General features: G+C 47.6%; 9 protein-coding genes. 5 read left to right on the top strand and 4 right to left on the bottom strand.

The window, feature by feature from the left end:
* The first annotated feature begins 113 nt into the window (after positions 1-113).
* On the top strand, positions 114-1,565 hold the full coding sequence (locus tag O9139_RS02470) for an IS1182 family transposase (RefSeq protein ID WP_270877866.1): 1,452 nt from the start codon (positions 114-116) through the stop codon (positions 1,563-1,565).
* Between the two features lie 271 nt (positions 1,566-1,836).
* Here the strand turns inward: O9139_RS02470 and O9139_RS02465 are convergent, their stop codons facing one another.
* A complete protein-coding gene (locus tag O9139_RS02465; RefSeq protein WP_270877865.1) occupies positions 1,837-3,537 on the bottom strand; it encodes a peptide ABC transporter substrate-binding protein in 1,701 nt (566 codons plus the stop codon).
* Between the two features lie 281 nt (positions 3,538-3,818).
* Here O9139_RS02465 and O9139_RS02460 point away from each other — a divergent pair, with 281 nt between their 5' ends.
* On the top strand, positions 3,819-4,223 hold the full coding sequence (locus tag O9139_RS02460; protein WP_270877864.1) for a CBS domain-containing protein: 405 nt from the start codon (positions 3,819-3,821) through the stop codon (positions 4,221-4,223).
* A 336-nt stretch (positions 4,224-4,559) separates the two neighbouring features.
* Here the strand turns inward: O9139_RS02460 and O9139_RS02455 are convergent, their stop codons facing one another.
* From O9139_RS02455 to O9139_RS02445, 3 genes are read right to left on the bottom strand one after another with little or no spacing between them, the layout of a single operon-like run.
* On the bottom strand, positions 4,560-5,015 hold the full coding sequence (locus tag O9139_RS02455) for a dihydrodipicolinate synthase family protein (protein ID WP_333742441.1): 456 nt from the start codon (positions 5,013-5,015) through the stop codon (positions 4,560-4,562).
* A 6-nt stretch (positions 5,016-5,021) separates the two neighbouring features.
* Positions 5,022-5,207 (bottom strand): hypothetical protein, encoded by a 186-nt coding sequence (locus tag O9139_RS02450; protein ID WP_270877863.1) that lies wholly within the window; start codon positions 5,205-5,207, stop codon positions 5,022-5,024.
* Between the two features lie 14 nt (positions 5,208-5,221).
* Positions 5,222-5,569, bottom strand: a complete 348-nt coding sequence (locus tag O9139_RS02445; RefSeq protein ID WP_270877862.1) for a hypothetical protein — start codon at positions 5,567-5,569, stop codon at positions 5,222-5,224.
* 177 nt (positions 5,570-5,746) lie between these two features.
* Here O9139_RS02445 and O9139_RS02440 point away from each other — a divergent pair, with 177 nt between their 5' ends.
* From O9139_RS02440 to O9139_RS02430, 3 genes are read left to right on the top strand one after another with little or no spacing between them, the layout of a single operon-like run.
* Positions 5,747-7,303, top strand: a complete 1,557-nt coding sequence (locus tag O9139_RS02440; protein ID WP_270877861.1) for a spore germination protein — start codon at positions 5,747-5,749, stop codon at positions 7,301-7,303.
* On the top strand, positions 7,300-8,400 hold the full coding sequence (locus tag O9139_RS02435) for a GerAB/ArcD/ProY family transporter (RefSeq protein ID WP_270877860.1): 1,101 nt from the start codon (positions 7,300-7,302) through the stop codon (positions 8,398-8,400). Before O9139_RS02440 ends, O9139_RS02435 begins: the two co-directional genes overlap by 4 nt.
* Positions 8,387-9,616: a Ger(x)C family spore germination protein gene (locus O9139_RS02430; RefSeq protein ID WP_270877859.1), complete on the top strand. Its 1,230-nt coding sequence runs from the start codon at positions 8,387-8,389 to the stop codon at positions 9,614-9,616. The genes O9139_RS02435 and O9139_RS02430 overlap by 14 nt, the downstream gene beginning before the upstream one ends.
* The last annotated feature ends 6 nt before the right edge of the window (positions 9,617-9,622 follow it).

The following is a 9,622-nucleotide window of genomic DNA, read 5'->3' as shown; positions in this document are numbered from 1 at the left end:
GAGGCCACTGAAAAAGTCCTTCGTATGATAAAGACACACCCTGCTCAAGTTTTTGTGAGGATGGTGTGTCTTTTCTCTGTATAATTAAGGTATTAAACCAAGTAGGTGAAAAAATGATTCAAAAACAACAATCTATGACTTTTAGCCCTTATTTGGAACTTTATAACTTGGTGGTACCGAAAGACAATATGTTACGGCAAATCAACGAACTAGTTGACTTCTCTTTTGTATATGAAGAACTGAAGGAACGTTACTGTCTAGACAACGGCCGAAATGCGATCGACCCCATCCGAATGTTCAAGTACTTGCTATTGAAGGCCATTTTTGAACTGTCCGACAACGACATCGTCGAACGTTCGAAGTACGACATGTCGTTTAAATATTTTCTTGATATGGCACCTGAAGATCCAGTGATTGACGCTAGTTCCTTAACCAAGTTTCGGACGCTGCGACTGAAAGACTCGAATTTACTTGACATGCTCGTGGGTAAAACAGTTGAAATTGCATTGGAGAAGGGCATTATTAAAAGCAAAGCCATCATTGTCGATGCTACTCATACCAAAGCCCGTTACAACCAAAAATCCCCGCGGGAAATCTTGCTGGATCGTTCACGCAAGTTAAGAAGAGCGGTCTATAAAGCTGATGAGTCGCTGAAAGCCAAGTTCCCAGTTAAGAATACCAGTAATGTACTTGAAGACGAGATCGACTATTGTCAAAAACTCATAGCTGTTCTTGAAGCTGAAGGTGGTATTTGCGAATTACCAAAAATTAAAGAACCATTGAATTTCTTGAAAGAAACAGTTGCCGATGACCTGCAACAATTACGGATTTCAGAAGATCAGGATGCAAAGGTCGGTCACAAAAGCGCGGACTCTTCGTTCTTTGGCTATAAGACCCATCTTGCCATGACCGAGGAACGAATCATAACAGCTGCCATTGTCACGACGGGTGAAAAGAATGATGGAAAGCAACTGCAATTACTCATCGAAAAAAGCAAGGCAACAGGCATGGAAATCAAGTCCGTCATCGGAGATACAGCTTACTCTGAAAAAGACAATATCGTTTATGCGAAAACCAATAATATTGAACTTATTGCAAAACTAAATCCGCTTATTACACAAGGGGCGCGTAAGAAAGAAGATGAATTTCAATTTAATAAAGATGCAGGCATGTATGTGTGCAAGGCTGGCCATATGGCGACTCAGAAGGCACGGACAGGGAAAAAGGGAGTAAACGATAACCAAAAGAATACCTACTACTTCAATATAGAAGTGTGTAAGAGGTGCCCGTTCAAAGAGGGATGCTACACCGAAGGAGCAAAAAGCAAGACCTACTCGGTGAGTATTAAGTCTAGCGAGCATACTGAACACATCGCCTTTCAGGAAAGTGAGTACTTCAAAGAAAAGGCGAAGGAACGCTACAAAATAGAGGCGAAGAACAGTGAACTAAAACATAGACACGGATATGACGTTGCGTCATCTTCGGGTCTGGTTGGCATGGAGTTACAGGGGGCGATGACGATATTTACCGTTAACTTAAAGAGAATATTGAAACTGATGAAGTGAGCAACCAGCTATAAAGGCTTTCCTAGACAGTAAAAGACGGCCCCAATACCCAAAAACTGGGAATTATGGTCGTCTTTTATTTTATGTTCTTCAGTTGTTCCGTAAAAATCACAAGTTTTTCAGTGGCCTCGTGCAATACAGGAATCATCTTTTGTTAGCTGCCTAGATATAAACTAAGTTTTTTTCAAGTGTCCTTGACAGAGGGTCCAGATCAGAGAACCCAAAGGTTCGTCGCATTGTGGCTGATCGTTCAAGACTTAGCACGGGCGGATTACTTCACCGAAGTCCATTTCAACTCCCAGTCTTCACCGAAAGATGGCATGATGAGGCCTTCAATATTTGGTTTTTTCAAAAATGCCCGGGAACGGAAGTACAGCGGTGCTACGCCCTGATCTTCCATGAGAATTTTCTCCGCGTCTACCATCGCTTTCGTCCGCTTGCCAGCATCGGTTTCCGTTTGTGCCTGTTTCACTAGAGCATCGTACTGCGGGTTGCTGTAGTCGCCTTCGTCAAAGTCGCCGCCGGTTACCCACATATCAAGGAAGGTCATCGGATCGTTATAGTCCGCTCCCCATAAGGATAGAACCATATCGAAGTCATGCTTGGCCGAGAGATCGATCCGCAGGGCAAAAGGAACCGGATTCGCTTCCGCCTCGTAGCCAAGATTTTGCTTCCATTGTGACAAAATAAACTCAAGCGACTTCTTGGCAACCTCCGTGTCGTCGCCGTTCAGCTTCATCTTCGGCAGCGCAGTCATGCCCAGTTCTTGCAAACCTTCCTGGAACAGTTGCTTTGCTTTCACGGGATCGTATTTCGGCTGTGTATCGCCAGCTGCTTTGCGGAAATCGCCGCCAGCACCGTCCGATGTGCCCGCGGGCACTAGACCGGTGGATGGAACCGAGCCGTTGCCGAGCACGGCATCCACGAGCGCTTGCCGATCGATCGCCATGCCCAGCGCTTGACGGATCTTCTTGTTCGCGAGCGCCGGCACTTTCTTAATTTGGAACAGGATGTAGGCGTTGCGCAGCTCGGGATTCGATAGATTGTCCGGTTTGCCTGCATACAATTTCAATTGATCGCGAGTAATTTCCGTCAAATCTGCCGCATCGGTTTCATACAAGTTCAAGCCTGTGTTCGTATCTTTGACGATGTTGACCGTGGCTTTTGTCAGTTTTACGTTAGCCGCATCCCAATATTTATCGTTCTTCACCAGCTCGAGACTTTGACCGTGATCCCATTTGGATAAAATGAACGGGCCGGCACCGATCACTTTATCGGCGTCAGCACCGAATTTGTCTCCGTATTTCTTCACGATATCTTCACGCTGCGGGAAATACGTAGCGAAAGCGAGCATCGATGTAAAGAAGGCCACCGGTCTTTCCAGCTTGATCTCCAATTGCTTGTCGCTCAATGCTTTGACGCCAAGCGCATCTTGAGCCGCTTTCACTTCTTCCGGCGTTTTCGCCTTCGTTACCGCTTCGCCGCCTTTAATCCAAGCGACAACAAAGCTGTACTGTCCTTTCGTTGCAGGATCCAAAGTCCGCTTGTAGGCGTACACGAAATCTTGCGCCTTCACCGGCTGACCGTCAGACCAGTTCGCATCATCACGAATATCTATCGTGTACGTTAAGCCGTCAGCGGAAATTTTCGGGAAATCTTTCGCAAGACCAGGGGTAGCCTTGCCGTCTTTATCAATGCGATACAGCCCTTCATTAAATGCGCTAATAAAAGTGAATGCAGCGGCTGCAGTCGCAATGGAGCTATCCATGACCGGCGGTTCGGCTGGATAGTTAATCTTAATTTCTTGGGGCTTGGCGGAAGCCGTAGAAGCGGTAGGAGCCGTTGTGCTTTTCGCGTCACCGCTCGGCGATGCGGATGGAGATGGAGCGGCTTCGTTGCTGCCGCAGCCGACGGCAACGGTACCCATCAGGGTTAGAGCTACTGCAGTCGACACCCATTTTGTTGCTTTCATAAAATTCCTCCTCTATGTATGTATGGCTAGAATATGGCCAGGCGGTTTACCGCCATAAACCCGGTGAGAAGAGAGCGGCTCCTATTGTCATTCGTATATATAGAAAATAATTCCATAATGAGTCATGAATTCCTTTCAGAATCATTCATATTTTCAAAATATTTTTTCAAAAACGCCATAAACAGCTGAGAATCGACTTGAAAATACTGGAAACTTCTTTCAAAACGAATGATGTTGTGGTTAAATGTACATAATGAAATTTTCGGAAAGGAGTTTTAACCATGAGCGTAGCCTCATTTTTATTACCAAAAGACAAAGTCGCCTTTATCACCTCGTGCGCCTCGGTGAAAGAAGCGCTGGAGCAGTTGGAGAATCACTATTATTCCGCGCTGCCCATTGTCGATGAGGAAGGAAAATATGTTGGCACCTTATCCGAAGGTGACCTGCTGTGGGCGTTGAAAGATAAGCCCGGCCTTACTTTCGAGAATATGCATGAAGTTCCGATTTGCGATATCGAGAAAAATATTCATAACGAGTCCGTTTCGATTCACGCCGATATGGAGGATATGCTGGCTTTGGCTGCTGATCAAAACTTTGTGCCGGTGGTCGACGACAATCACATTTTCATCGGCATTATCCGCAGGAAAGATATTATCGCTTACTACATGAGGAACATTACCGACTAATAAGTACACGAGCAACAAGGCTACCCGCCGTCATCACCGATGATCGACAAGGCGGCCTTTTGGCCTCATGACACGGGCCAGATGCTCACCCATGGCTTGTTGCGCGGCATCGGTGTGTGGTGTGGGTAAATATGCCAAATGGCAAAGAGAAGAGGCTGTCCCGCAAGTCATCTAAGATGACGGGGAACAGCCTCTTTTGCTTATCCTGCATTTATGACAGGATAAGCAGCACGAATCGGCGGCGGTATAAGCGATATAGCCCTATTATCCTTCTGTTTTTGCAGGATAATCGACGCAGTGGCCGCAGCGGTGCCGCCCGAGCTGCAGCACCCTTTTTCACGAAATCGCGTATTGCTGGGCCATCGCCTTCGAAAACCTGCGCACCTGCTCCACTTCAAGTCGATCCGTAGCCGAGAACTGCGAGTGATCCTTCACTCGGCAGCGGTAATTGCTCAGAACGCCTTCGAGCATCAGATAGTATTTGGCATTGACCGGATACAGCTGCTTCTCGATCCAGGATGACATGGTGAGGAAGCTGCTCAGATGGTCGGCAGCTTCCGCTTCCGCGTGCTCCCAATTGCGCAGCAGCCATACATAGCATTCCGGATGAAAGTTAGCCATGATGCCGCTATAGCCGGCAATACCGAATTTGAGTGACTCCAACAAAGTTGCCGAGTTGGCATTGTAAATATTCAACCGTGCGCCTTCCACCGCCTGCTTCTTGGCCCGGAGCAGCTCCAAGTCGCAGCAATAAAGAAACCGCGGATCTGCACCGCGGTTCCCTCCATCCATCTTTTCCTATACGCTCGGAAAATCCATATTCAAGATGACGGTGAACGCGTCGTCACCACGCTGTATCACTTGGTAAACCTCTACATAAGGCGTGTGATAGCGGTTCTCGGCTTCATTGACCAAATTTTCCAGCGCTCCGCTCAACGAATCGTCCTCACTTAGCATAATCTCAGCAAAATATTGTTTAAGCATGGCTCAATAGCGTCTTAATGGCGCTGGTAAGAGGATATCCCTTGGTTACCATAAGCGTTGCCATAAGAGCTCATCTGCCCAGCCTGGTTGGCCATCATTTGCTGCTGCACCGATTGCTCCAGCTGGGAGCAAATTTGCAGGCAATGATTCATTTGCTGCAGCGCCTGGGCATGTCCTTGCAGTGCATGCTCAATGATTTGCGCAGCTTGCTGCTCACGCTGTGCCAACTGCTGCAGCTGCTGGGAGTTTTGCAGCTCCTGCTGTCTCATTTGCTGATACATGCCGTTAGCTTGCTGAGTTTGCGAGATCATTTGCGAAATGATTTGCTGACATTGGCCAATTTGCTGTACGAGTTGATGCATGATTACCACGCCTCCTTAGAATAACAAGCTATTACTGCCGGAACTTATTATGCCTTGACCTTGAAGGAATAGTCGTCCGGATCGGTTCCATAATTTTCAACGGCCGAACGATCGCGAATGAAAATTTCCCAATTGGACAAAATATCCAAAAACATGGTCAGCGGGGCTCAAAGTGCTATGAACTTTATTAATAAATTAATTCGCCATGCGGTCATCAACCAGCATCATCCACAGGCAGACGAGCAGCTGATGCTGACATCAGATTTAGCCGCTAACGTTCAAACTTTTAAAGACCTATTCTCCTATCCACAGAACATCTCGCTTAAAATCCGCGAGCTTTTTATCCCGACACTGCGGATGGGTGCCGTTATTTTGTTTATCGAGGGAACCGCGGACACGACTACGATAGAAAAGCATATTATTGAACCGCTCCTTGATCCGGCGCTTATGCAAACTGGCGAAGAAGATCTGGCACTGGGGCTGCTGAAAAGCTCGCTGACCACCTCGAACGGCCACCAATTACAGGGTGTTCGCGATTGTCTGAACACGTTGTTCAGCGGCGGCACATTGATCCTGTTCGAAGGCATGCCCGAAGCCTTGAGCATCGATACGCCCGGCTTCGAGAAGCGTGCTATTTCCACGCCCAAATCAGAAAATGTCATCATTGGGCCGAAGGAATCGTTTGTGGAATCCGCCTACGCGAACCGCTCTTTGATCCGCAAGCACATTAAAGATGAGAAGCTGATGTTTGAAACGATGGTGATTGACAAACGTGCCCAGAGCATGATTTCAATCATTTATTTAAAAGATGTCGCCAATCCGGAGCTTGTGGCAAAGGTGAAACACCGCATCGCAGAGGTCGGGGACACTTCGGTACAAACGCTCTCCATATTAGCCCAGCACATCGAAGAGCGGCCTTACTCGCTCGTCCCGAGCACCCTCATTACGGAGCGGCCGGATCGGGCTTGTTCATTTATATTGGAAGGGCATATTGCCATCTTAATGGAAAATGCTCCGTATGCGATGGTCGTCCCCGTTACGTTCTGGGCACTATTTCAAACTGCCGAAGATATGTATACCCGCTGGGCGTACGGAAATTTCATCCGGTTTGTGAGGCTGTTCGCCATGGTCGTCGCGCTGCTCTTGCCATCCATCTACGTAGCCGTCAGCACGTTTCATGAGGAAATGATCCAGACGGATCTGCTGCTGGCGATCGCCGCGACAAGGGAAAGAGTTCCGTTTCCCGCATTAATCGAAGTGCTCATTATGGAGGTTGCCTTCGAACTCGTCCGGGAAGCAGGCATCCGCATCCCGACGGTTATGGGACCGACGATCGGGATTGTCGGGGCGCTTATCCTCGGCCAGGCCGCCGTAGATGCCAATATTATCAGCCCTATACTCGTTATTGTCGTCGCCTTGACGGGTCTGTCATCGTTTGCCCTTCCGGAGCTCAACTTTAACTTCGGCGTTCGCTCGCTGCGCTTTGTCGTCCTGTTCATCTCGTCATTCCTCGGCTTCTTTGGCATTGCCTTATTTCTGAGTGGATTACTTGCCTATTTGGTTTCACTAAAATCGTTCGGGGTGCCGTTTTTATCGCCGCTTGCTCCGTACACGCGCTCTTCCAAAGATTTGATTACCCGGCCTCCTGTTTGGAAGATGTGGCTGCGACCATCAACCGCATGGCCGATCCAAAAGAAGCGAGGACAAAAGCCTGAGGGGAATTCAAGCCAATGATCAAAATATCCGATGGGAAATTGGGGAAAAGAGAGCTTCTTTCCGTCGTCTTGTTCACAATCGGAATTAAATTTTCGGATACGACACCTGATCTCCTGTTCAACTATGGCAAAAACGCTGCCTGGATGATCCCGCTTGTATCAGGCCTCATCGTCGGAATCCCCTTGCTGATTTTGCTGGGACTGCTGAAGAAACACCAGAATCAAGGCTTAATTGAGCTTATTCATAGTCTAATGGGCAAGTATGCCGCTTCCGTCATCGGATTTGCTTTATTTCTGAGTATTTTTTCAGGCACGATCGCGAACTCCCGGAACTACATCGATATTGTGAACAGTATGTACTATCCGCGTACCCCCATCTTTTATTTACTTATTATTCTTATGGCCACTTGTTTCTTTGTGGCGAATCGCGGCTTCGAGACGATCGGACGAACGGCTTGGCTCATCATTCCTTATATTCAAATTATGATTATCTTGCTCATTATTTTTGTTTGGCAGGATAGCGACTGGATGCATCTCTATCCGCTAGCAGGTCCTGGTCTGGGTCGAATTGTGATCGAAAGCGCGAGCCACAGCTCCATATTCGGAGAAATCATTTTGCTGGCCGCCTTCTATCCATACAGCAAGTCTTACAAAGTTTTCAAGTTCAGCACCTTAATAGGTTTAGGTTTCACCTGCATACAGACCGCTTTTTTTGTAAGCATTTACGTTTTCGTTTTCGACTACCCGGCTATCCAGCATATGGTTTACCCGTTCCATCAGCTGACCCGCACGGCCAATATCGGACAAAACATTACGAACGTGGAAGCTTTGTTTTTTGGCTTTTGGATGATTGGAACGGTGATTCATTTCTCCATCTTGCTGTATTTAAGTACTCTCTTGTTTGCGAAAACGATATGTATGAACGAATTTGAGCCTTTGTTGCTGCCCTTTGCCGGTCTCGTCTTTATGATCGGCATGCTGCCGGTTAATGTCATCATGACGACATCGTTCCGTGAAATGCTGCTTAAATTCTCTTCCATTTTGATCTTGTCATTACCCTTTGTTCTCTGGGTCGTAGACCGCTGGAAGGAGCGATTCCGACATGCAGGTGCTTAAGTCTATCCTGATCTTCACTATGGCAGCATTGCTGCTGAGCGGCTGTTGGGACAAGCTGGAACTGGAAGAACAAGCCTATGTGGTCGTTCTGGGTCTTGATCTTGCCGAAAAGAACTTGGTCAATGTCACTTTTCAGATCGCCAACCCCCAGGTAGGTTCTACTGATAAGGGGAATGCCCCCAATGAGCCTCCCAGCGATACGCTCACCTTTACTGCCCCTGATATTCTGTCAGCCAAGGAACTGGCCAACAGCGTTGTTACTCGCAAGATCAGCTTTGCGCATCTTCGCACACTCGTCATCGGGGAGGAGTTGGCCAAAACAAAATTGCTGCCCAACATCATTGTAGCTGCACTGCGTGATCCTGAGATGCGGCGGGAAATTAATGTCATCGTTTCCCACGAGAAATCGGTGACTTTCATTCATCACAACAAGCCGAAGCTTGAGACGCGGCCGCATAAGTACTATGCGTTTATGCAGAAAAGATGGCGGGACACAGGACATGTGCCGTATGCCACCATTAACCGTTTTATGCAAAGGGTACACGAGGAGCTGTTTCTAACCATTTATGGCACGACAAATCGTGTCGCGGCTAAGGAAAAGAAAGATGAGGATGATTATATCGCTGGAGAGATTCCGCAAATCTCGGGAGACCCCGTGCAAATCATGGGTTCTGCGGTCCTCAAGGATGGGGTTATGATCGGCAAGTTAACTGGCGAGGAGACGCGCCATGTCCTGCTGCTGCGGAGAAAAGCGCTCTCCCATGTGTTCGTATCCTCGTATCCCGACCCGCTCGACAACAAATACCGTGTAACCGTCCGTCTGCTCAAAAGCAGCAATACCCAGATTCAAATCAATGTCAAAAAGGACCCTCCGGTCATTCATGTAAAGGTTCCTATTAAAGCACAGGTGCTGTCGATCCCTAGTTTAAATAATTATGTAACGGATGAAGGAAACCAACGCTTGCTCACCAAAGCCATCTCCAATGACTTAAAAGAAATATCAACGCGGCTCATTCAAAAAACGCAGCAAGAGTATCGAGCCGAGCCCTTTGTCTGGTTTTTGGACGCGCGGAAGCAGTTTGCCACGCTCCAAGCTTTTGAAGCATACGAATGGGAAAAAAAATATGCCGATGCTAAAGTCACCGTTGATTTTGATGTAAAAATTGAGAGCTTCGGCAAGCAAATGGATCCTCAGCATATGGAACAGAAGGAGTAAATCGGT

Source organism: Paenibacillus aestuarii, assembly GCF_027789125.1.
Lineage (GTDB): Bacteria > Bacillota > Bacilli > Paenibacillales > NBRC-103111 > Paenibacillus_E > Paenibacillus_E aestuarii.
This window is presented reverse-complemented; position numbering and strand designations above follow the sequence as displayed.

Coding starts and splice junctions, on each gene's coding strand:
- O9139_RS02470 (WP_270877866.1), top strand. CDS start 114: ATGATTCAAAAACAACAATCTATGACTTTTAGCCCTTATTTGGAACTT.
- O9139_RS02465 (WP_270877865.1), bottom strand. CDS start 3,537: ATGAAAGCAACAAAATGGGTGTCGACTGCAGTAGCTCTAACCCTGATG.
- O9139_RS02460 (WP_270877864.1), top strand. CDS start 3,819: ATGAGCGTAGCCTCATTTTTATTACCAAAAGACAAAGTCGCCTTTATC.
- O9139_RS02455 (WP_333742441.1), bottom strand. CDS start 5,015: ATGGATGGAGGGAACCGCGGTGCAGATCCGCGGTTTCTTTATTGCTGC.
- O9139_RS02450 (WP_270877863.1), bottom strand. CDS start 5,207: ATGCTTAAACAATATTTTGCTGAGATTATGCTAAGTGAGGACGATTCG.
- O9139_RS02445 (WP_270877862.1), bottom strand. CDS start 5,569: ATGCATCAACTCGTACAGCAAATTGGCCAATGTCAGCAAATCATTTCG.
- O9139_RS02440 (WP_270877861.1), top strand. CDS start 5,747: ATGAACTTTATTAATAAATTAATTCGCCATGCGGTCATCAACCAGCAT.
- O9139_RS02435 (WP_270877860.1), top strand. CDS start 7,300: ATGATCAAAATATCCGATGGGAAATTGGGGAAAAGAGAGCTTCTTTCC.
- O9139_RS02430 (WP_270877859.1), top strand. CDS start 8,387: ATGCAGGTGCTTAAGTCTATCCTGATCTTCACTATGGCAGCATTGCTG.